This window comes from Kangiella koreensis DSM 16069 (assembly GCF_000024085.1).
In the GTDB taxonomy this organism is placed as follows: domain Bacteria; phylum Pseudomonadota; class Gammaproteobacteria; order Enterobacterales; family Kangiellaceae; genus Kangiella; species Kangiella koreensis.
Window position 1 is genome coordinate 577,665 of record NC_013166.1, and the last position, 21,924, is coordinate 599,588.

General features: G+C 43.8%; 26 protein-coding genes. 16 read left to right on the forward strand and 10 right to left on the reverse strand.

Going from position 1 to position 21,924, the window contains the following annotated elements:
• The first annotated feature begins 9 nt into the window (after positions 1–9).
• Positions 10–465 (forward strand): 50S ribosomal protein L9, encoded by a 456-nt coding sequence (gene rplI / locus KKOR_RS02865; protein WP_012800505.1) that lies wholly within the window; start codon positions 10–12, stop codon positions 463–465.
• Positions 466–676: 211 nt separating this feature from the next.
• Here the strand turns inward: rplI and KKOR_RS02870 are convergent, their stop codons facing one another.
• From KKOR_RS02870 to KKOR_RS02895, 6 genes are all read right to left on the reverse strand, one after another.
• Entirely contained in the window at positions 677–1,075 is a 399-nt protein-coding gene (locus KKOR_RS02870) for a GFA family protein (RefSeq protein ID WP_012800506.1), read from the reverse strand.
• A 49-nt stretch (positions 1,076–1,124) separates the two neighbouring features.
• Entirely contained in the window at positions 1,125–1,547 is a 423-nt protein-coding gene (locus KKOR_RS02875) for a hypothetical protein (RefSeq protein WP_012800507.1), read from the reverse strand.
• Positions 1,544–1,942, reverse strand: a complete 399-nt coding sequence (locus tag KKOR_RS02880; RefSeq protein WP_012800508.1) for a thiol-disulfide oxidoreductase DCC family protein — start codon at positions 1,940–1,942, stop codon at positions 1,544–1,546. Before KKOR_RS02880 ends, KKOR_RS02875 begins: the two co-directional genes overlap by 4 nt.
• Positions 1,943–1,964: 22 nt before the next feature.
• Positions 1,965–2,735, reverse strand: coding sequence for a hypothetical protein (locus tag KKOR_RS02885; RefSeq protein ID WP_012800509.1), 771 nt, complete (start codon positions 2,733–2,735; stop codon positions 1,965–1,967).
• A gap of 77 nt (positions 2,736–2,812) precedes the next feature.
• The gene (locus KKOR_RS02890) at positions 2,813–3,061 is read right to left on the reverse strand and encodes a hypothetical protein (RefSeq protein ID WP_012800510.1); all 249 of its coding nucleotides are present in this window, start codon (positions 3,059–3,061) and stop codon (positions 2,813–2,815) included.
• Between the two features lie 93 nt (positions 3,062–3,154).
• Positions 3,155–3,454: a 4-fold beta flower protein gene (locus KKOR_RS02895; protein ID WP_012800511.1), complete on the reverse strand. Its 300-nt coding sequence runs from the start codon at positions 3,452–3,454 to the stop codon at positions 3,155–3,157.
• A 444-nt stretch (positions 3,455–3,898) separates the two neighbouring features.
• On the opposite strand from KKOR_RS02895, the gene dnaB reads away from it, so the two are divergent.
• The 5 genes from dnaB (at position 3,899) to htpX (ending at position 8,690) form a co-directional block, all read left to right on the forward strand.
• Positions 3,899–5,284 carry a replicative DNA helicase gene (gene dnaB / locus KKOR_RS02900; RefSeq protein WP_012800512.1) on the forward strand — a complete coding sequence of 462 codons (1,386 nt, stop codon included), beginning with the start codon at positions 3,899–3,901 and terminating at the stop codon, positions 5,282–5,284.
• Between the two features lie 15 nt (positions 5,285–5,299).
• A complete protein-coding gene (alr, locus tag KKOR_RS02905; RefSeq protein ID WP_012800513.1) occupies positions 5,300–6,394 on the forward strand; it encodes an alanine racemase in 1,095 nt (364 codons plus the stop codon).
• A 1-nt stretch (position 6,395) separates the two neighbouring features.
• Positions 6,396–6,809: a secondary thiamine-phosphate synthase enzyme YjbQ gene (locus KKOR_RS02910; RefSeq protein ID WP_012800514.1), complete on the forward strand. Its 414-nt coding sequence runs from the start codon at positions 6,396–6,398 to the stop codon at positions 6,807–6,809.
• A 25-nt stretch (positions 6,810–6,834) separates the two neighbouring features.
• The gene (locus KKOR_RS02915) at positions 6,835–7,551 is read left to right on the forward strand and encodes a PepSY domain-containing protein (RefSeq protein WP_012800515.1); all 717 of its coding nucleotides are present in this window, start codon (positions 6,835–6,837) and stop codon (positions 7,549–7,551) included.
• A 242-nt stretch (positions 7,552–7,793) separates the two neighbouring features.
• Positions 7,794–8,690 (forward strand): protease HtpX, encoded by an 897-nt coding sequence (gene htpX, locus KKOR_RS02920; RefSeq protein WP_012800516.1) that lies wholly within the window; start codon positions 7,794–7,796, stop codon positions 8,688–8,690.
• A gap of 55 nt (positions 8,691–8,745) precedes the next feature.
• Here htpX and KKOR_RS02925 read toward each other — a convergent pair whose 3' ends face one another.
• The gene (locus KKOR_RS02925) at positions 8,746–9,288 is read right to left on the reverse strand and encodes a DUF2799 domain-containing protein (protein ID WP_012800517.1); all 543 of its coding nucleotides are present in this window, start codon (positions 9,286–9,288) and stop codon (positions 8,746–8,748) included.
• A gap of 196 nt (positions 9,289–9,484) precedes the next feature.
• On the opposite strand from KKOR_RS02925, the gene dusA reads away from it, so the two are divergent.
• From dusA to KKOR_RS02950, 5 genes are all read left to right on the forward strand, one after another.
• The gene (dusA, locus tag KKOR_RS02930; protein ID WP_041295995.1) at positions 9,485–10,438 is read left to right on the forward strand and encodes a tRNA dihydrouridine(20/20a) synthase DusA; all 954 of its coding nucleotides are present in this window, start codon (positions 9,485–9,487) and stop codon (positions 10,436–10,438) included.
• Positions 10,410–11,408 carry a hypothetical protein gene (locus tag KKOR_RS02935; protein WP_012800519.1) on the forward strand — a complete coding sequence of 333 codons (999 nt, stop codon included), beginning with the start codon at positions 10,410–10,412 and terminating at the stop codon, positions 11,406–11,408. The genes dusA and KKOR_RS02935 overlap by 29 nt, the downstream gene beginning before the upstream one ends.
• A gap of 63 nt (positions 11,409–11,471) precedes the next feature.
• Entirely contained in the window at positions 11,472–12,419 is a 948-nt protein-coding gene (locus tag KKOR_RS02940; RefSeq protein ID WP_228638729.1) for a hypothetical protein, read from the forward strand.
• Between the two features lie 109 nt (positions 12,420–12,528).
• Positions 12,529–13,068 carry an SRPBCC family protein gene (locus KKOR_RS02945; RefSeq protein ID WP_012800521.1) on the forward strand — a complete coding sequence of 180 codons (540 nt, stop codon included), beginning with the start codon at positions 12,529–12,531 and terminating at the stop codon, positions 13,066–13,068.
• 142 nt (positions 13,069–13,210) lie between these two features.
• Entirely contained in the window at positions 13,211–14,395 is a 1,185-nt protein-coding gene (locus KKOR_RS02950; protein WP_012800522.1) for a phospholipase A, read from the forward strand.
• A 44-nt stretch (positions 14,396–14,439) separates the two neighbouring features.
• Here KKOR_RS02950 and KKOR_RS02955 read toward each other — a convergent pair whose 3' ends face one another.
• Positions 14,440–15,867, reverse strand: coding sequence for a M20 family metallopeptidase (locus KKOR_RS02955; protein WP_012800523.1), 1,428 nt, complete (start codon positions 15,865–15,867; stop codon positions 14,440–14,442).
• 98 nt (positions 15,868–15,965) lie between these two features.
• On the opposite strand from KKOR_RS02955, the gene KKOR_RS02960 reads away from it, so the two are divergent.
• On the forward strand, positions 15,966–16,874 hold the full coding sequence (locus tag KKOR_RS02960; protein WP_228638741.1) for an MBL fold metallo-hydrolase: 909 nt from the start codon (positions 15,966–15,968) through the stop codon (positions 16,872–16,874).
• Positions 16,875–17,211: 337 nt separating this feature from the next.
• On the opposite strand, the gene KKOR_RS02965 is transcribed toward KKOR_RS02960, so the two are convergent.
• Positions 17,212–17,946, reverse strand: coding sequence for a fumarylacetoacetate hydrolase family protein (locus KKOR_RS02965; protein ID WP_012800525.1), 735 nt, complete (start codon positions 17,944–17,946; stop codon positions 17,212–17,214).
• Positions 17,947–18,023: 77 nt separating this feature from the next.
• On the opposite strand from KKOR_RS02965, the gene KKOR_RS02970 reads away from it, so the two are divergent.
• The 4 genes from KKOR_RS02970 to KKOR_RS02985 all read left to right on the forward strand — a co-directional run bounded on the left by KKOR_RS02970 (position 18,024) and on the right by KKOR_RS02985 (position 21,251).
• Positions 18,024–18,455, forward strand: coding sequence for a copper chaperone PCu(A)C (locus KKOR_RS02970; protein ID WP_012800526.1), 432 nt, complete (start codon positions 18,024–18,026; stop codon positions 18,453–18,455).
• Between the two features lie 41 nt (positions 18,456–18,496).
• Positions 18,497–19,519, forward strand: coding sequence for a DUF2333 family protein (locus KKOR_RS02975; protein WP_012800527.1), 1,023 nt, complete (start codon positions 18,497–18,499; stop codon positions 19,517–19,519).
• 580 nt (positions 19,520–20,099) lie between these two features.
• Positions 20,100–20,648, forward strand: coding sequence for an RNA polymerase sigma factor (locus tag KKOR_RS02980; RefSeq protein WP_012800528.1), 549 nt, complete (start codon positions 20,100–20,102; stop codon positions 20,646–20,648).
• Between the two features lie 39 nt (positions 20,649–20,687).
• Entirely contained in the window at positions 20,688–21,251 is a 564-nt protein-coding gene (locus KKOR_RS02985) for a hypothetical protein (protein ID WP_012800529.1), read from the forward strand.
• Positions 21,252–21,314: 63 nt separating this feature from the next.
• Here the strand turns inward: KKOR_RS02985 and ppa are convergent, their stop codons facing one another.
• Complete coding sequence (gene ppa / locus KKOR_RS02990) at positions 21,315–21,845, reverse strand: inorganic diphosphatase (protein WP_012800530.1); 531 nt, start codon at positions 21,843–21,845, stop codon at positions 21,315–21,317.
• Positions 21,846–21,924 lie beyond the last annotated feature (79 nt).

Sequence of the window (21,924 nt, forward strand, 5' to 3'; positions counted from 1 at the left end):
GAAATAACGATGAACGTCATTCTACTTGAAAAAATCCGCAATCTTGGTGACTTAGGTGATAGCGTATCCGTAGCAGCTGGCTATGGTCGTAACTTCCTGATTCCACAAGGTAAAGCGGTTCCTGCAACTAAGGATAACCTTAAACATTTCGAAGAGCGTCGTGCTGAACTACAAGCCGCTGCTGATGAGAAATTCGCTAAAGCACAAGCGCGTGCAGACCAACTAGCTGGCCTAACTGTGACTATCACAGCAAACGCTGGTGATGAAGGTAAATTGTTCGGTTCTGTTGGCACAGCTGACATCGCTGACGCAGTTACAGCACAAGGCGTTGAACTTCAGAAGAAAGAAGTTCGTATGCCAGAAGGCGCGATTCGTCAAACTGGCGAATTCACTTTTGAAGTGCACTTGCACCCAGAAGTTGAAGCTAACATCAAAGTTGTTGTTGTTGGTGAAGCGCAAGCTTAAGCTCGTAAGTAATATAAGAAAGGCACCTTCGGGTGCCTTTTCTTTTTCTGGCGTTTGATCGTCGCCAATGCTTTGTTAAAACTCTTCTCGAAATGCTCATGGACCCAAAAGTCCATTCCTCTTTCTCAAATCATTTTGCCTCGCCTTGGCTTAGCTCAAACGCCATAAAATACAATATAAACTTAGACTTATTATTCGTACTAAATCACTATTATTCAGGCAGACCAGGAAATCGTTTGATATTTTCTAACGCATCTTCCCAGCTTGCCCTGTCGTCACAAAAGATATGAGCAGTAGGATTAATAGTTGGAGAGGTATCCAAGCTTCCAGCTGGAACGATGACAAGCTTATCCTTGATTTCGGTGGGCACTGGTGAGCCGCACTCTGTGCAAAAGCTTTTGGTGAAACGAGTGTTTGGTAAATTAAATGTTTTTACCATCTCCTTCCCACTGAGCCAGTTTATAGTAGCATTGGTAGCGAATAGATTTGCCCCATGAACAGTTCCAGTTGCTTTTCGACATCTGGAGCAATGGCAAAGATAAAAGCTGTTAAAATTATCGCTGATATCAAATTGTACCTTGCCGCAAAGACATGAACCTGTAATTTGCATAGTAACCTCTAAAGCTGTTTAACCCAATTTAGTATCTGGCAATAAACCTCTAAGATGTTTTAGCACGAAAGTGATACTTTGCAAGAAACAAAGGAAGTAAAAATAGAATTAAAACTCCCCCATTCAGATACAGATGCGCAAAAACATTATTGGCGATGGAGAAGGCTGTGTCTAATACTGCCCAGACAAGAGCTGCAGAAACTAATAGCCACCAATCTTTTCGTGTCTGACTCTCAAAAGCCTTTCCGATAGCGTAGAAAAATAACAAACCCCAGCTGGCGACAGTTGGCCCGAAGACTCCAATTAAGAATCTTAGCGACTCTGGGTTGCTGTCAGGGAAAACGGTTTGAAGGTGATCGAAGTAGGGTGTAGCTAGCGGGGTATAAATCATGAGGGGTAACAGCAAGCCACCAACGATATGGATCATAGCTAAGATCTGTAACCAGCGTTTGGCCAGTGAAATACTCATCATAAAAATCGATCCATAATCTCTTTACTCGGAAGCATACAGTAGTTGTGTTTACCAAAAAGCTTGTAGCGATTAAGCGCAATGCGGTCGTAACACCAATCACGAAAGGCTAATGGGAATATACGCAATACACCAAGCCAGGGCCACGGCTTTTTGAGTCGACTTATAATCTTAAAGAAAGCTTCCGAACGGAAATAGGCTTTGTCATCCTCAATCAGAACCATTGTCTCAAAATTGTCGGTATCAAGACCTAGCTCAGTTAGAAGCTCCTGACCTTTGGGCGACTGAACCGAGCAGAATTTAAAAACAGCATCAGGATCACGCTTGATTACAAACGGCACCCAAGCAGAGCAGAGCTTGCATTCACCGTCGAAGAGTATGGTTGGGTGGGTTGGCATTAATTAATTTACTCTGACCTCATTAGTTCTCGTCATGCGGTACAGCCACATGGGCTTCAAAGTGCTTCATGGGCATTACCATGAGCTCTTCGGTTTTATATTTTTCTTTTAAAAAGCCAAGCACCGCATTCTTATCACGACGGTCGATAGGTGCATCAACGATAAAAGCGATACCGTCTTCTTCCTGAGCCAATGGATCGCATAATCCCTGCTTGAAGTTGACGGATAATGATGAGGACTTCAACGCTAGATACCTTGGAGAGTGGTTGTTTAGACACATTTGCACTTCTGAGTTACGACAAGACACAATTACTGCATCAATATCGTTTCTATACTTAAAGAACTGGCTTTCATTAAAATAATAACAAGTTCCCGAAAATGCTTCTTTATTGCCCCAATCAACGACTGTTTCTGAACCATAAATTCCGGATAGAATTTGGTCTTTGGTTGCGGAATAAGCCAAGCCAATACAATGTACCCAAACTATTCTGAAAGTATTATCATCTTCGACAAATGAATCAATTTGGCGCTTTCCCGAGCGAACGATATTAGCCAAAGTGGTTTTAGGTTCAATAGACTGGGCAATCTCGTAAAGCTCTCCGTTTGATAGAGCCTCCTCACACCCTTGGGCTATGTCAGGATTGCTTTCTTTTTCTTTAACTTCAATTAGATATTTTCCTTCCCCATCATGGGCAAAGAAGTCTGGTGTTTTTTGCTCACACTCAGGAATTTTTTCCACTTGAAGGCCAAAATTCTCCTCAAGAACTTTCTTGATTAGTTCTTCTGTGCTCATGGACTTTCCTCAAGAAATGTCACGCCTAACACAGCGGCGGCAGGTAAGCCGTAGCGACCGATGCTTCTTGTTATATTTTAATCGCACCAGCGCTCCCTAAGTATTACTTCTCCACTATTATCATATTTAATAACTTCATAGCTGGTATTATGTGGGGAATTTAAATCTGTGGTTTCATTGTATTGAACACGACCAACTTTATTTCCATCTTTATCCAAGATGTCATATCTATGCTTTTCTTTTTGCCCTAATGAACCAGCTGCAAAAGTTTCTACAAACTCTAACTCTTCACCTGGATTTAAGTTTATACGATTTTTGAACGACATTTTATCTCCTTATAAATATAATGCCCGCCACAAAAACGAGCAACTTGTAGCGAGTCGAGCCGCAAAGCGGCGTTTTGATGGCGATTGTTAGCTTTAACTACCAAATAGCACTCCTGATACATCGGGAAAACCGTAATTGCGCGAACCACGATTGCCTGGATTTCCCGGATTACCAGCATTCCCTGGATTTCCAGGGTTTCCGATATTTCCTAAGTTCCCCATCCGTTTATTCAGAATCATCTGCTCGTGAAGTTCGCCAACATATTGGCCAGACAATTTATGGACGTGAGTTCCATTGAGCTGACCAACTGCTTTGCCATTCATTGCATGGATGTACTTACCACGGATATAGCCCACAGCATTTCCGCGTGAGTTATATATGTAATCAGTCATTCCGTAACCTCGTAGTTGTAGTGAATGCTAACATTTTATTTTACGAATTGATTCGTAAGACTTTATTATCATTGGTCTATTGATACAAGTGTCGATTATGTGGGTGGTCATTAGTTATAAAGAGTAGAGCGGTGCGCCAAGGGGGGAGGCCCTGCCTAGGGTACGGAAGTTTATGTTTGGATAAATAGACTTCACCTTTTATTTAACGAGATTGCACCATGGGCATTTCCTACGGTCACCACGGCAAAGGCCTCGCAATGACAAGTTTTTCATCACAGCACTTATCCACAACTTATCCTCAAGTCATCCATAGGTTTATTGTATTGCTGTTGACTGCATAAGAGTTAAAATGGCTTACGTGGTAAACTCTTGTGGTTTATGAATGGGTTTGTGTTCAGTGTTTTGAATGCGACCGAAACTTATTGTTAACGCTAGAACCTAAAAATGCTTACAGCCAATCAATCAGATAATAAAATCAAAGACTTAAAGATTCCTCCGCATTCTATCGAGGCCGAGCAGTCGGTGCTGGGTGGTGTCATGCTGGATAATGAAGTGTGGGAGATGGTGTCTGAGATGCTCTTGTCCACTGACTTTTATGTGAAAAACCATCGTGAGATTTTCAAGGCGATGGAGGAGTTGGCCAATACGGCGAAGCCGATGGATGTGATTACGCTGTCGGAGCATCTGGAACATAAAGGCGACACTGATATTAGCATGGCATTTCTGGGTGATTTAGCTCAAAACACGCCAAGTATCGCTAATATTCGCGCTTATGCTGAGATCGTGCGTGAAAAAGCGATTATGCGCCAATTGATTTCGGCGTCGAATGAAATTGCTGATGCCAGCTTTAATCCAAAAGGGCGTGGCCTTGCTGAATTGATGGATATGGCTGAGCGCAAGGTATTCGCCATTTCGCAGGCTCGCGAAGCCAGCGGCGAAGGGCCGAGCAAAGTCGAAGACATTCTGAAAAGCACGATTCAACGGATTGAGACCATTCAAAAGACCAAGGGCGGTATTACCGGTCTGGCTACCGGGTTCTCTGATCTGGATAAGATGACCTCCGGTTTGCAGGCGGGTGATCTGGTGATTGTGGCGGCACGTCCGTCGATGGGTAAAACCACTTTTGCCATGAACATCGTTGAGAATGTGGCCTTGAATCAGGAAAAGCCGGTTTTAGTGTTTAGTCTTGAGATGCCGAGTGAGTCGATCATTATGCGTTCGATTTCATCGTTGGGTCGTCTTGAGCAGAATAAGATTCGTTCTGGTCAGATTCAATCGAGTGAAGACTGGGACAAATTTAATAGTGGCGTTTTACAGCTAAAAAACCATACTAAATTGTTAATTGATGACGCGGGTGGTTTGTCGCCGGCTGAGATGCGTTCACGTTCGCGTCGGGTGGCTCGCGAATACGGCAGCGTGGGCTTGATTATGGTCGACTATCTGCAGCTAATGACGGTGCCGGGCATGAGCGATAACCGTACCCTTGAGGTCAGTGAAATTTCTCGTTCATTGAAAGCGCTGGCTAAAGAACTGGAAGTTCCAGTGATTGCGTTATCACAGCTTAACCGCTCCCTGGAGCAGCGAAGCGACCGTCGCCCGGTGATGTCGGATTTGCGTGAGTCGGGCGCGATTGAGCAGGATGCGGATTTGATTCTGTTTATTTATCGAGATGAGGTTTACCATCCGGAAACCGAGCGCAAAGGTATTGCGGAAATTAAAATTGGTAAACAGCGTAACGGACCTATTGGAAGCGTTGAACTCAGTTTCCAGGGCCAATTCTGTCGATTTGATAACCTCGCGCATCAAGATTACGAAGCGCAAGGTTATTAGGAGATAGGCATATTTATGCGCTCAACCAAAGCGATTATCGATCTGGCGGCATTACGCCATAACCTGAATACGATTAAAACGATTGCTAATGGTAGTCGTGTGATGGCGGTGGTCAAAGCCGACGCTTATGGGCATGGCCTGGTACAAGTTGCTAAGGCACTTACTGATGGTGCTGACATGTTTGCGGTAGCAACCGTACAGGAAGCTCTGTCGCTGCGCAAAGCCGAGATTAAGACACCGATTCTGTTACTCGAAGGCATATTCAATGCTAAAGATTTAGAGTTGGTGGTGGAGCATGATTTACAAGTTGTGTTGCATCATTGGCCTCAAATAGAAGCGCTACAAAACTTCAACACTGACAAAAAAATTCAAGTCTGGGTCAAGCTGGATTCAGGCATGAATCGCCTGGGTTTTGCTTTGCAGGATTTGGCGTTAATTGAGTCAACTTTATCCAAGATTCCTTCACTCGCTAACCCGATTCGATTAATGTCGCATTTTGCTTCGGCGGACGATCCAGAAGATGAATTTTCGAGCACGCAGTTGGAAGCTTTTGATCAAGCCACTAAGAATATCACCACCGAAAAATCGATGGCCAATTCTGCCGGTATATTAACGCAGAAAGGCGCCCATTATGACTGGGTGCGTCCGGGCTTGTTGTTATACGGCTGTTCGCCCTTAGTTGGCAGCGAAGCATCCGATTATGATCTGAAGCCTGTCATGTCACTGGAGTCGCAAGTTCTCGCGATTAAGCCAATAAAGAAAGGTGAGTCCACAGGTTATGGCCGCCATTGGTTTGCAGATCGAGACACCAATTTAGGACTTGTAGCAATTGGCTACGGTGATGGTTATCCGCGTCATGCCAGAAACAGTACACCAGTTTGGTTAAATGGTCGTATTGTCCCTTTGGTGGGGCGAGTGTCGATGGATATGATGGCGGTGGATTTGGGGCCAGATTGTCAGGATGCTGTGGGTGATCGTGTTGTGCTTTGGGGTAAAGAATTACCCGCTGAAAGCGTTGCACCCTTTGCCGATACCATTCCCTATACTCTATTTTGCGGGGTAACGCGACGAGTGCGCTTTTACTACAAAAACAAATCAAACGAAATGTAATATGAGTTTTTCAGAAACCTTAATTGTTAAAACACAGGGGCAGGCTCTGCATGAGTTCACTTCTGAATTGGAGCAACTGGTTAGTAAATCCAGAAAGACAATTGGTATCTGCCATATTTTCGTGCGCCATACTTCATGCAGTTTGCTTATTCAGGAAAATGCTGACCCCAGTGCTAAGCGGGATTTAGAACAGTGGCTTAATCGATTGGTGCCTGAAAATGATCCACTTTATACTCACATCTACGAAGGCGCGGATGATATGCCTGCGCATATCAAAGCTGCACTGACAGCAACCACTCTAAGTATTCCGATTGTGGATGGGCGATTAGCGCTCGGCACCTGGCAAGGTACTTATCTTTGGGAACACAGACACGGTAGTCATAATCGACAGCTGGTTATCCATATCAGTGATTAAATTCCTTCTTTAAAAGTGATTCATTATGAAGCCGATTGTTTTCTTCCGTAAATTCCACAAATGGCTTGGCTTGATTATTGGTATCCAGGTGTTGTTCTGGGCCGCCGGCGGTTTCGTCATGACATTTTTCGATATCGAAGAAGTTCGTGGTGAACATACTATGGCTCAGCCGGTAGCTTTCAGTCTCGACGACGGACAAGTTTCAATTACTGCCAATCAGGCACTACAACAAATAGATTTTGCGCCTGAAAGTATCACTTTAAAAGGGTTGTTGGGGAAACCGGTGTGGGTTGCAACAAATAAAGAACAACAAGCTATTGTAGACGCAACCACGGGAAAGAAACTCTCGCCGCTGGATAAGTCTCTGGCACGACAGGTTGCTCTAGCTGACTTTAGCGGTCAGGGGGAATTGGCGGAGCTTACCTTATTATCTGAAGAGTTGGGTGAGGTTCGTGGTAAAGGCTTACCCATCTGGCAAGCGCAATTCAATGACAGCGACAATACCCGTGTTTATATTTCACCATACAATGGAGAAGTGGTTGCGCGACGTAACGATACCTGGCGTGTGTTTGATTTCTTCTGGATGCTGCACATTATGGATTACAAAAATCGCACTGACTTCAACCATCCGTTGGTAGTTTTTGCCGCATTTTTGGCGCTGTTTATGACCTTAAGCGGGCTGTATCTGGTCATTAAAGTAGTGTTTTTAAAGCGAAAACGAACCAGTACTCCCAAAACCTAAAGGAAAGCGTGGCAAAACTTAAACCAAACAGTAAACTGATTATGATAATTATTGTCATAGCTTTAGGCCTCTATTGGCTGATTAAGTTGTTGATATTTAATTACTTATTATAGGCTTATACTTGGTTACAAATTTAATGGTTTGCTGGCCCCAAATTGACTTGTAGATTGGCACATAACCCCAATATATTAGTCAGTAGTGTACGCTCATCGTGAGCGGTTATTTCTTTAACGGAGAAAGACATGTTAAGAATTGGTTTGTTTTTATTAACCAACGTAGCGATTTTAATCCTGGCTGGTACGGTTCTAAACCTTATCGGCTTTAATGGCATCATGGAAGAAAATGGCGTTGATTTAAATCTAAATGCCTTACTTATCTTCTGTGCCATTTTTGGTTTCGGCGGTTCATTTATTTCACTGTTGATTTCAAAATGGATGGCCAAGCGTTCCATGCATGTGCAGGTGATTGATAAGCCTCGCAATGAAACTGAACAGTGGCTGGTAAACACTGTGGCGGACTTGGCGCGTGACGCTAAAGTCGGTATGCCGGAAGTGGGTATTTTTCCGTCTCCGCAGTCAAATGCTTTTGCTACTGGTTGGAACAAAAATAAAGCCTTGGTTGCAGTCAGTCAGGGTTTGATGCAACGCATGAACCGTGATGAAGTGCGAGCGGTGTTAGCGCATGAGATTGGCCACGTAGCTAATGGTGACATGGTGACACTGACTCTGATTCAAGGTGTGGTGAATACCTTTGTTTTATTCTTCTCACGAGTGATTGGTCATTTTGTTGACCGCGTCATTCTTAAGAACGAACGTGGTTTTGGTATTGGCTATTTCGTATCGGTGATGGTGGCACAAATTATTCTGACCATTTTGGCCAGCACCATTGTGATGTGGTTCTCGCGCCGTCGGGAGTTTCGAGCGGATGAAGCTGGTGCGCAACTGGCAGGCTCAGGTGCTATGATTTCAGCGCTAGAAAAGCTTAAAGTTGAATATGATATGCCATCGGATATGGGTGAAACTTTCACTGCATTTGGTTTGAAGAATGGTCGTACCGGTTCGTTCCAGGAAAAGTTCGGTAGTTTATTTTTATCACACCCTCCATTGGATAAGCGAATCGAAGCATTACGTAACCGTTAATCATATGCGGTAAAAAAACGGGGCTTTTGCCCCGTTTTTTTATGACAAATTGGTCTTACCGATACATATCCAATAAGTAATTCACTCGGCTGATTTGACTCTTGGTGTCATTGATCTGTTCATCGATGTCATCCAACTCTAGATTCAAACGTTCTTTTTCTTTTTCATCTTCGATGCGACGAATGGCCTGGCGAAGTATTTCATGTTCGCGCATTAGTTCGTCAAGGTGAACTTGTAAGTTTTCGTGGCGTGAAAAGAGTCCATCTTTGTAGCTTGCTAAGTATTCTGGGAAGGCGACAGTGCAGTTCTGATTAGCTTGGCTGGCCTTAACGCCGTGCTGGAATCCATTATGTCCGGTGCAGTAAACTTCTAATCCTTTTTGGCGACCTTGCTCATACTGGTCACGATTAAGGCGAACGCCATACTCAATACAGGCTGATTCATGATTAAGCACATAGTCGGAATCACGGCCAAATTTACCGTCCTGATAGCCGACTTGATACCAGTTGCCTGAAGCGCACTCTGTTTCGGACAGTGTGGCACAGCCATTAAGAACGATGGCTAAAATGCCAAATGCTAGTAATCGAATTGTTGTCATCGTTTTATCTCCCGCACCCAAACTACTGAGCGCCTTCTCATTCAATAGTTAACCCCGATCCAATAAGCCCCAAGAAATGGCACTGAAAACTGGGGTCTTATCGCAAAGGATCATATAATAACGCCCCAAAGCACAAACGCCTAATAGTAATCGAATCGTGGAAAAAGCATTAGATCGAAAAATTTGTATCGCACCCATGCTGGACTGGACCGATCGTCATCAGCGACGATTTATGCGTCTGATCACAAAACATGCGGTGCTTTATACCGAAATGATTACTACAGGTGCCATTATTCATGGCGGGGCTGAACGTCACCTGAAATTTAATCAGGAAGAGCATCCGGTCGCCGTACAGTTGGGGGGTAGCGACCCAAAGGATTTAGCACATTGCGCGAAAATCTGCGAAGATTTTGGTTACGATGAAATTAATCTGAACGTCGGTTGCCCCAGTGACCGTGTGCAAAATGGTCGTTTTGGGGCCTGTCTTATGGCAGAACCGGAGCTGGTGGCTGAGTGCATGTCAGCGATGGCCAATGTCGTGGATGTGCCGGTAACGGTTAAAAGTCGCATCGGCATTGATGAACTGGATTCTTATGAACATCTGCATCATTTTATCAATACGGTACAATCTGCCGGAGTAAAAACCTTCATCATCCATGCTCGAAAAGCCTGGCTCAGCGGATTAAGTCCTAAACAAAATCGCGAAATCCCACCTCTAAGATATGACATCGCTTATCAAGTTAAAAAAGACTTCCCTGAGCTGGAAATCATCGTCAATGGTGGCGTCAATACACTCGACCAAGCTGAAGACCATATGAAGCACGCTGATGGTGTCATGATTGGCCGCGAGGCATACCATAACCCCTATTTCTTGGCAGAGGTCGACAATCGGTTTTATGGTAAGGATTATGATATCCCGTCACGTATTGAAATAGCCCGTGAATACATGGTCTATATACAAAGTCAGCTAGATCAAGATGTTTATCTAGGCCATATGACCCGCCATATCCTCGGCCTGTTTTTTGCCCAGCCTAAAGGAAAATTGTGGCGCCGATATCTTAGTGAAAACGCCTACCAAAAAGGCGCAGGATTAGAAGTGCTTGAAGGAGCTTTAGCAATTTATGAAGAAGATATTAATACTGTTAGTTAGTCTGCTAGTTATTGGTTCAATAATCTATTGGATGCAAGGATCTGAAACAGAGCAATCTCGAAAGAATGAAGAAACAAGTCAGGAGCCTGAACAAGAAATCACACAGGAAGTTGCAAGTACCAGTGATTTAACAGTCTCGGTAGAGAAAGGTACTGCTAAAAAAGAAGAGCCAGTAGCGGAGAAGAGTCAGGTGGCAAATATTTATCCAGCTTTCAGGGATTGCGCTGATAAGGTCGATCAAAAATATCCAGGAATGGATATTGAGTTATATAAAGTCACTTCTGAGCTTTATGCCGATGGCGAAATGGCTGCCGGTATTAGTCCCTATCAAACCATGCCAACAGCGAGTTTAAAGTCTCTGGCGGAAGCCGATGACGTTGATGCCTTGTTTGTACTTGGTATTGAAACAGTGTGGTTAGCGACAACCGGTTTAATGATTAACCAGCACAGCGACTTACCCAAGTTAAGTGGAGAAGAAAGAAGTGAGATAGCGAAAAGTCATAAGCTTGATCTCGAGCTTTTGGAACAAGGCGAAGAGTACTTATTTCGTGTCGCCACTCTTGGAAAAGTAGGAGGCTTGGGTGAGTATGCGTCCTTGGCCAGCTTAGGCATGAAGCGATTAAGTGAAGATACTGATGAACAGAAGGTACAGGAACTTATCGCAAAAATTCTGGCCTACTCTGAACTGGCTCACGAAGTTCACCGTGAAGATGGAATCATGCAAGAAATCATGAAAAGCCAACTGAAATCTGTGCAACGAAAAGCTTTTGAACCCTTTGTTGAAAGGGATGACTTCAAAACGTTTAAGGCCAATGTTCAGGAAAGAGCTGATTACGAGTTTGAAGAGTTATTTAGTCGCTGGAAAGAGCGACGTGAATATTATGGTTTACCAACCCATCCAAAATTCATCACGGATGATTTGGTTGAATATAGTGAAGCAATGGAAGCCTGTCATAAGCTATTGAATTAATGGGCAGGTAAAATAGCGAAAGTTAGAACTGTTATGAAGAAGACGTTGATATTCTCACTTGCTTTGTTAGTTGTTATTTTTATTTTGCTGTTCCAGGCGAAAGAAGACTCTGATATCCCAAAAGAGAATTTAATTGAAGCTTCTCAATACTCAAATGATCAATCATCTGAAGTTGTTGTAACTGAAGATAAGAGAAACGGAGAAGTTATTTCAGTTAAAGAAGAAAATGTGGTGTCTAAGGAGTCTAAAGAGCAGGTTCCTTCAAATCTATGTAAAGAGCAGCTCGCAGAACAGTATCCGGAGCTGGATAAGCAGTTTAATCAAACGATTCAGGTCTTTTACCTTAGTGAAGATGAGCTTGCAGGAGAGGGTGTGTACCAAGGAATGCCTTTTGAAACATTGAAATCTCTTGCTGATTCAAATGATGCCAAGGCTATGATCATTTATGGTTCAGAGAAAATTTGGTTTTCGGCTTTAGGGGTTAGACTCTCAGGACCTGACAGTCGCTATCGCAGTTCGGATCAAACCAAAGATATTGTGAATCACCATAAAGTTGATCTTGATGGTATTAATGAAGGTGAGAGTTACCTTTATAACGCTGCTATTTTTGGAAAGGTTGGGGCAATTTTTGAAATGACTTTGTTGCTTGATATGGCGGCAAAGAGATTAGATGCAAAGTCTGGTGACGAGGTTGTTATTCAAGAGCTGATTGCAAAAAGCTTAGCTTATGAAAAGTTGCAGGTTGATATTCATCAAAGTGATCCGGCTTTAAAAGGCATGTTTTTGGATTCTGTAGGTTGGAGAGATAGCATTCAAAGACTCTACGCTGACCGTGAAGATTATGCTGATATAAAAAACAGAATCGAGGCTGGTGCTGAGATCCTATATCAAGATCTCAAACAGCGCTGGGAGCATGATAGAGAGTATTATGGCTTCGATATTTATCCTGATTATTTACAGGGTGACTTGGAAGTGTATGGCAATGCTTATTTGGAGTGCCATCTGCCCTAACTCTAACTAGCGCACAGCTGTGCGCTAAAGCGTGAACCACGTCACTAAATTTGCATATTTGCATTAGTTTAAGCTAAAGTAGTAACTCTCCCTGAATGTTGGAGGTTCTATGAAGTTCCTTAAATGGTTACTAATCATTATCGCGGTTCTTGCCGCTGCTCTGGTTGTGGTTGGTTTCCTCTTACCTCAAACGCGACACATCGAGCGCTCTATTACTGTAGAAGCAACCAAAGATACGGTATTCAATCAAGTTAACAATCTGCAAAACTTCAATAACTGGTCTCCATGGGCTGAAATTGATCCCAACGCTACTTATACTTTCACTGGTCCGCAAAGCGGAATGGGCGCGACTATGGCCTGGGATAGTCAGATGAAAGAAGTGGGCTCTGGTACTTATAAGATTATAGAGAGTAACTATCCAAACATGGTTAAGTTCGAAATGAAGTTTGGCCAGGAGCAAATGCCAGCTGAAAGCTCATTTGTCCTTGATGAGGTTTCTTATGATCAGACTCGCGTGACATGGACCCTCGATGCTGACTTCGGAAATGATTTAATCGGTCGCTATATGGGCTTTTTCATGATGGAACGGGCGGTAGCTCCTCAGTATGAAAAAGGTCTGCAAAACCTCAAAGGGATTGTGGAGGGGTAGTCGGTGAGTTAGACAGGTAACCTCTTTTGAGGTTGCCTGTTTGGCTTATTGTCATTGTTCCCACTTATCACAACTATTCATGTCGGCTTCATTTTAATCTGCTACAATTTTCTGCAATCTAACTCTACTACATTGTGGTGCTATGAAGTCTAAGACTTTATTTTTAGTTTGCGCGATATTCTTAATATTAAGTCCTGTTGCTGGCTTTGCTGCAAATGAGCAAGAGCAGCAGGATCTCAATTCTGAAGAAAAAGAAGTGGCGGCTAAAGACAAAAAGGACATTTTCGATCATTCCAAAGAAACCTTGCAGGGTGTGAAAGAGGATTATGATCGATGTATCTTGCAAGAATTTGACAAGCGCGATAAAGAAACTCCGATATCGGAAATTCAGGCGTATTGTTCTAAAGACAGCAATTTAGCTATTTATCGTCCCAGCAAAGAGTTGCTTCCTGATGATAGTTTCACACAAGGAAGTCAAGACGACTCAGGAAAACCTGAAACAGAAGACTCTGATGTCATTAAGAAACGATTACGACTGGAGTACCGCGCCAGTGATAATCGTTTTGCAATCTTGCCCCATAAACCAAACTATTTGTTGCCAGTGACGTTTAATAATAGGCCTAACCAAGCCAGTTTGGATGCAATTGGGGAAGATCGAGAAGTCGATAATATCGAGGTGAAGTTTCAGGTAAGTTTTAAAACTCCTATTTGGGAAGAGGCATTTGGTGAGAATAGTGCACTCTTCTTTGCTTATACCGGCCAGTCTTACTGGCAAGCATACAATTCTGATGTGTCCAGCCCATTTCGCGAAACTAATCATGAGCCGGAAGTATTTGCTTCCTGGGCTACCGATTGGAAGGTTGGAGGCTGGCAAATTCCAATATTCTCAACAGGTGTCTCGCATCAGTCTAATGGTCAAAGCGGATTAAAATCACGTAGCTGGAATCGACTGTATGCGCGAATAGCTTTTGAAAAAGACCGCTGGGTTGTACTGTTTAATCCTTGGTGGCGAATTCCGGAAGAGCGTAAAGATGACCCCTTACAACCTGATGGCGATGACAACCCTGATATAGACGATTACATGGGCTACTTCGAGCTGTATACCGCTTATAAATGGGATGAGCAAAACTTTGGAGTTATGATTAGAAATAACCTGCGCAGTGATAACAAAGGTGCTGTACAGTTAGACTGGACTTTTCCGCTAGATGACGATGGTAAGCTGCGTGGTTACGTTCAGTATTTCAATGGGTATGGAGAGAGCTTGATCGATTACAACCGTCATGTGAACCGCTTGGGTGTTGGGTTTGTGCTGACGGATTGGCTGTAAATGCAGCAAAAAAAGGCGCTTTTAAGCGCCTTTTTTGGTAGGTTCTATTTGCGATTGAAGTGATCAACTATCACTTGCGAGACACAGGTGGTGAGCTTTTTGGCGAATGGTATGTGCAGAAACTCATTTGGACCATGGGCATTTGAATTTGGGCCTAATACTCCGGTAATCATGAATTGTGCTTCAGGGAATTTTTCGCCTAACATTCCCATGAAAGGAATGGTGCCGCCTTCGCCCATGTACATGGCTGGTTTGCCATAAACCTTTTCAGAACCGCGTTCTAGTGATTCCGCTAACCAGGGTGCAACATCTGGTGCGTTCCAACCATTGCCATCCTGATCCGATTCAAAGCTAACTTTGGCTCCGCTCGGTGGGTTCTCTGTTAAAATTTTGGTTAATGCTTCCGTGGCCTTTTTGCTGTTGGCTGTTGGTGGCAGACGCAACGATAGTTTTATCGAGGTGGTTGGACGCAAAACATTACCAGCATTTTCAATTTCTGGCATTCCTGCAATACCGGTATAAGACAGCGCTGGGCGCCAATTGCGGTTGAGTAAACGCTCAAAGTTATTCTCTGCCATGGGTTCAACGCCTTCGACAAAGGGGTAGGCTTCGACAATGCCATCACCTAACACTTCGGCAACTTTAAGGGTCTGCTCTAAACGTTGATGTGGGATATCCGCATAAAATTCTTTGGGCAAAAGACGGCCGCTTTTATCATCTTCCAGTCGGTTTAGAAGCTGGCGAATAATTCTAAACGAGGAAGGGACAACACCGCTGCCCATGCCTGAGTGAATGCCTTCTCTGAGTACATCGACTTTTAAAGTGCCGCTGGTCATGCCACGCAAACTCATGGTGCACCATAACTGCTCATAATTACCGGCGCCAGAATCCAGACAGATGACTAATGATGGTTCTCCAATTCGGTCACGAAGTTGATCGATGTAATAGGGCAAATCGTAACTTCCCGACTCTTCACAGGCTTCAATAATGACCACGGTTCGAGCGTGCGGTAGTCCCTGTTTCTGGATTGCCATCAAGGCGGTTAAGGATGCATAAGCAGCATAACCATCGTCCGCACCGCCACGACCATACAATTTGTCATCGCGTATAACCGGAATCCATGGGCCTAAACCTTCTTCCCAGCCAGACATCTCAGGTTGCTTATCCAAGTGGCCATACATCAGGATGGTGTCATCTTCTGGGTTATTAGTGCCATCGCTGGCAGCAATCTCCATAAAAATAATTGGGGTTCTGCCCTCTATACGCACAATTTCTAGTGTCTTGTTTGGAATATCCTGCGCATCGCACCATTTGGCGATCTGCTGCACCGCCTGCTCCATGTAACCGTGCTCATCCCATTTAGGATCAAAGTGAGGGGATTTGTTGGGGATTTTGATGTACTCAACCAATTCGGGAACAATCTCGTCGTCCCATTTTTTATCGATGAACTCTTGTGCCTGCTGGGTATTCATAAAAGTCTCTTAGTGTTTGTTGGGCCTATTCACAATTATTTTACATAAGTTTCGGTTAAACTGTAGCACTTCAATGCACACAAATATGGGGTAAGACTTTGTTTAAAAAAACATATGCAGCACTAACAGCCACCGCGTTGAGCTTAATGCTGGCGTTCAATGGTCAGGCTTTTGCACATGCTGACAGTCGTCCAGAAGTAGAAATCAAAGCGCAGAAGTTAACAGACGGTATTTATGTCCTATTTGGACAGGGTGGCAATATTGGCCTGTCGGTGGGTAACGATGGCGTCTATATGATTGATGATCAGTTCGCACCACTTTCAGACAAAATTAAAGCAACTGTTGCTGAGATTACCGACCAGCCTGTGAGCTATTTAATCAATACTCATTGGCACGGTGACCATGTAGGCGGCAATGAAAACTTCGCCAAAGGCGGTACGGTAATTGTTGCCCATGACAATGTCAGACAACGCATGAGTACAGGTCTGGAAATGTCATCGCTTGGTCGTAAAGTCGAACCATCTCCAGAAGCGGCTTTACCGGTGATTACTTTTGATAGCGAATTAAGCTTGCATCTAAATGGTGATGAGATGCGTGTTTATCACGTCGCTAAAGCACACACCGATGGGGATGCGATTATTTATTTTGCTAAAGACAATGTACTGCATATGGGCGACACCTATTTTAATATTGGTTATCCCTTTATCGATGTCAGCAGTGGCGGCACCGTGGACGGATACATTGCAGCGGTTGAAAAAGGATTGTCATTAGCCAATGACGACACGCAAATTATTCCTGGGCATGGACCCATGTCGAATAAGAAAGAACTTGCTGAATTTGGTGTCATGCTGAAAGACTTGCGTAGCTCTGTCGCAAAGTTGAAAGACAAAGGCATGAGCCTGGAAGATGTTCTCGCAGCCAAGCCAAGCGCCAAATATGATGAAGAAAATGGCAAGAACTTTATCAAACCCGATCAGATTGTGACCTTTATTTATAAGACGTTGTGAGTTGTAGGTTGGAAAAGGCTAAGTTTTGCTTAGCCGTCTTCCAACAACCATAAGATATATTTACCTTTCATTGAAGCATATTGCTAGATAGCTGGTGAATTTTAAGAGCAGATTCTGACTTTCGTCAGAATGACAAACCTCTGGGCTGGCGCCATATCTTTGGGTGTAAATCCAAATACCGTTCTTGCTTTGAAAGTACCCGGATAATTACAAGTTAGAAAACTATAAAAGACATGTCATTCTGACGAAAGTCAGAATCTGCTCTTAGTCTTTTCAGAAACAAAAAAGGGCGGTTCATGAACCGCCCTTACAAAAGAATCTGACTACTGTTAACTCATCAAACAATCGTAAATGCCAGTTTCAAGCGATTCAGCATTTCCGCTTGCACTAACTGACCTTTCTGGATTGGGCCAACGCCTTCGGGTGTTCCGGTAAATATCAAATCACCAGGTTGCAGTGCTATGTGTTTTGACAGTTCGCTGATGATTTCTGAAGCCGACCAAATCATATCGCTGATATCCGCAGACTGCTTCACTTCATTGTCAACGGATAAGGATATTTTGCCAGAGGTAATTAACCCTAACTCATCTTTTAGAATAATGGAGCTTATCGGAGCGCTGCGATCAAATCCTTTGGCTAACTCCCACGGAAGTCCTTTCTTCTTGGCTTCTGTCTGTAAATCACGTTTGGTCAGGTCAATGCCTAATGCATAACCCAAAATGCACTGTTCAGCCTGCTCGACGGTTACCGATTCTGCAGGCTCGCCAATGGCAACAACCAGTTCCACTTCGTGATGTAAATCATTGGTCATTTTAGGATAGGGCAGTCTTTTAGGATTCACTACAATCGAGTCTGCAGGTTTGCTGAAGAAAAAAGGTGGCTCTCTGTCATCAAAACCCATTTCGCGTGCATGAGCGGCGTAATTGCGGCCAACGCAATAGATTCGTCTTACAGGAAATTGACTGTCATAAATCGGCTCTGAACCAGTAGAGAAGCCCTCATCGTTGTCTGAATCAATAACATTGATCACTGGAATCATCGGAATTGGAGCGGGCTCGATAATGTTCTTCATAAGTTGGTCATAGAGTTAGAAAGAGTTTGTCAGTACAATACTCGTATCGCGTCAAATTTTCCAATTTAAGCAGCATTATGAATTCTTTAAAGATCCTATCGTTATTAGCATTGCTCACTCTCGCCATCTTATCTGGCTGTTCGCCTAAGCCTGATATAGAAATACAGGACCCATGGCTGCGCCTGATGCCGGAAGGTGTTAAAAGCACCGCTGGGTTTGTGACCATTAAAAACAATACGAACTCGCCGATTGTGTTAGAAGATGTGTCCTTAGACTGGGCCAGGCATGCCATGCTACACGAGTCTAAAGTGGTCGATGGTATGGCTAAAATGCAGCATCTGGACGAGCTAGTGATTGAGGATAAGCTGATTTTTCAGCCTGGCGCCAAACACATCATGATTATGGGTGTAAAAGAACCGCTGGTTGACGGCGAAAGCTATAATATTCGTTTACATTTTAAGGATAGGGAGCCTCTTGAGGTTGCCTTTAAAGTTCGTCAAGCTAATTAAATAAGCGGTAGCATCGATTAATTGATAGGGAAAGATTAAGCATGAGTGAATCTAATATTGAGCTGGATGAAGTAACGGGTAACGGGCGCGGTCGCAAAAAATGGTCGGCGGTTTTGGCCACCATTATCGTGCTACTTGTGCTGATGTTGGTGTTTATTTTTGTCTGGAGCTCTGAACCTGAGCCCGTAGATATTAATACTATACAGCAAAGTTACTCAGGAGAGGCTCCCCGTGGCTATGTGACGGTTGAAACGACTGCGCAAATTGTTGAAAATCTACTGAATAAAAGCGGTGGTTTTTTAAGTAATGACATCATGCCGCCGAGTGTCTTTATGGATAATATGCCAGCTTTTGAGTTTGGTGCTCTGGTACAGATTCGTGATATAGCTCAAGTGCTTCGCAACGATATTAGCCGCTCTCAATCACAGTCGCTAGAAGATGAAGCCCTAAAATTTGCCGAACCAGCTTTTAATATTGATCACAGAAAGTGGATGTTTCCCCGTGCGGAACGCGAATATCGCAAAGGTGTTAAGTTGTTAAGAGAGTACCGTGATCGTCTGGCTGATCCGCAGGACTCCAATACTCAGTTTTACGCTCGCTCTGATAACCTCCGCTCCTGGCTATATCTGGTCAGTAAAAGATTGGGTGGATTGTCGCAAAGACTGAGTGCCAGTGTAGGCCGTTCCAGAATCAATACCGATTTGGCCAATGATGCCTCAGCAGAGCAATCCACACCGTCCAGCTCGATTGTTACGGTGACAACGCCGTGGATGGAGATTGACGATGTGTTCTGGGAAGCGCGTGGTGCGACCTGGGCGCAGATTCAATTACTCAAAGCAATCGAGAAAGACTTTGCCCATGTACTGGAAGACAAGAATGCTCGCACTAGTTTCCAGCAAATCATCATGGAACTGGAAGCGACTCAGGAGCCTATCTGGAGCCCAATGATTCTGAATGGTGATGAGTTTGGCTTCTTTTCGAATCATTCACTGGTGATGTCTTCGTATATTTCTCGTGCTAATGCTGCAACCATCGATTTGATTGACCTATTGAAAGGTGGTTAGAGATAGGTTTAAGCTATAGATTATAGTTTAAACCTATTAGATGTATAAAGACTATCAATTTTATTAATTACCTCTAAAGCCGCATAATAACTCCTGAAACGAGCAAATACAGGTTGTTTCAGGAGTTACCCTCCTAACACTTCCGAATCTGTTTGTATTGCTCAGCTTTTACCCCTGTAGAAAGTAAGTCACTCTCTTATTTCTTCACTAATAAGAGAATATGACATCCCCATTTAGGCCCTTCCCCAAGGGCCTTTTTTTCTTTCAGCGCTTAGCTTTTCTTTATACTGTGTTGTACTTGCTTAGTGTAGACAAACTACACTTGGCGCAAGTACGCCTTGTCTAAAGGAAAGCTAAGCGGCTGAAAGCAGTATCATGACGGCTTAGACTGATGAGTTACACTGACGTTGCACCCAGAGGGCAGGCTCCGCTCGGTCTGTACTCTTGGGTGCCCCCATCCTATATTTGAAGCAATACGACTTAGATATCCTTCTAAATAGCGCAAAAGATTAATAGTCCATGACTAAACCCTTTTGCTAAACTGGGCGTCTAATGATTAAAGACAGCGATAATCATAACCTTGCAAGCACAACCTATAGAACAACAGGACGCAGATAACCAAGCTCAGCTGGTCGCTTTAGCGAAGCAGGGCGATATGCAGGCGTTTGAGAGTTTATATCGGTTGTTCAGTCATAAGATTTATTTGCTGTGTGTGCGGATGACGGGACGTCCGGCTTTAGCTGAAGAGCATATGCAAGATGCGTTTATCAAAGCCTGGCAGGCGCTGCCAAGTTTTGAAGGCAACAGTAAATTCAGCACCTGGGTTTACCGCATTGCCGTCAATGTGGTGCTAAACGAACAGCGCAAGAACCATATTGAGATATATGCGGACCAGGACTGGCAACAGGCTTTTGAAGATGAGCTGTCGCAAACGCATCATCCGCAACAGATTGATTTAGAAAAGGCGATTGTTAAATTGCCGGCGCAAGCCAGAAATGTGTTATTGCTGCATGATCTTATGGGCATGACCCACGAAGAAGTGGGGGACACATTAGGCATCGCCAGCGGAACCTGCAAGGCGCATTTAAGCCGTGCACGAGTATTGCTCAAAGAACAGTTAGAACGATAGTTAAACGTAATTGAAAAGGTAACCTGAATAGGTAATGGTATGACAGAGAAACAATTAACAGAGCAAGAGACTAAAGCGCTTGTAGAGCGCTTGCAGCAATTGCCTGATGCCATTAAAGCGCCTGATCGTTGGAGTCAGATCAGAGCAAAGCTAGAAGCAGAAGCTATTGAGCAGTCTTCAACAAATATCGACAATCATCAGGCAAAGCAAACAACGCATCGCAAGTTCTGGCAACCGATGGCGGTTGCGGCAGCTTTAGTGTTAGCAGTAACTTTCTATACCATTTCGCCATGGCAATCATCTAATACTTTATCCATTGAGCAAGGCGCGGTGGTGACGGCTGACAGCGCTAATAGCTTCAATATGACCATCGCTAGCCTGGAATTAGCCAGCAGCCAATATTACGCTAAATTGGGTTATCAATTAGACCAATCACAAGCTGGACTAAACCCAGGCGTGAGACAATCCTTAAAAGATTTGCGTAGTGCGCAAAATCAGTACGCAATGGCGCTTGAGCAACAACCGAATAATTTAAAACTGCAACAGCAACTCATCGAGATGTACCAGAAAGAAAGACAGCTACTGCAAAAAATCATTGTTTGATTAATTCCCCAGAAATAAAAAAGCCTGCATAAAGCAGGCTTTTTAATGGAACTTGAAAACGATTTAGCTGTTTTTATAAGCTTCAATCCCTTCAAGGATTTCTTGCTTGGCGGCTTCTGAACCTGCCCAGCCATCAATCTTGACCCATTTTCCTGGCTCAAGATCTTTGTAATGTTCGAAGAAGTGTTCTATCTGGTTGCGCAACAATTCTGGAATCTCTTCAATTTCATGAATGCCTTGATACATTGAGCTTAGCTTGCCCGTTGGAATTGCAACAAGTTTGGCATCTTCACCAGATTCGTCACTCATCTTCAAAACGCCTACTGGGCGACATGAGATCACACAACCTGGAAGCAATGGGAAAGGTGTTGGTACCAATACGTCAACTGGGTCGCCATCTTTAGATAATGTTTTGTTTACATAACCGTAGTTGGTCGGATAGTGCATACAAGTTGCCATGAAGCGGTCAACAAACAAAGCGCCGGTTTCTTTATCGACTTCGTATTTGATCGGGTCGCTGTGTGCTGGAATTTCGATAATGACGTTAATTTCATCCGGAGCGTTTTTACCCGGGCCTACATTGTCCAAGCTCATTGTATTACCTTTCAGTGTTAGGAGTTTTACCCAAAAGAACGATGCGCCAAAGTGGCATTCAGACCGTTCAATGTTCGAA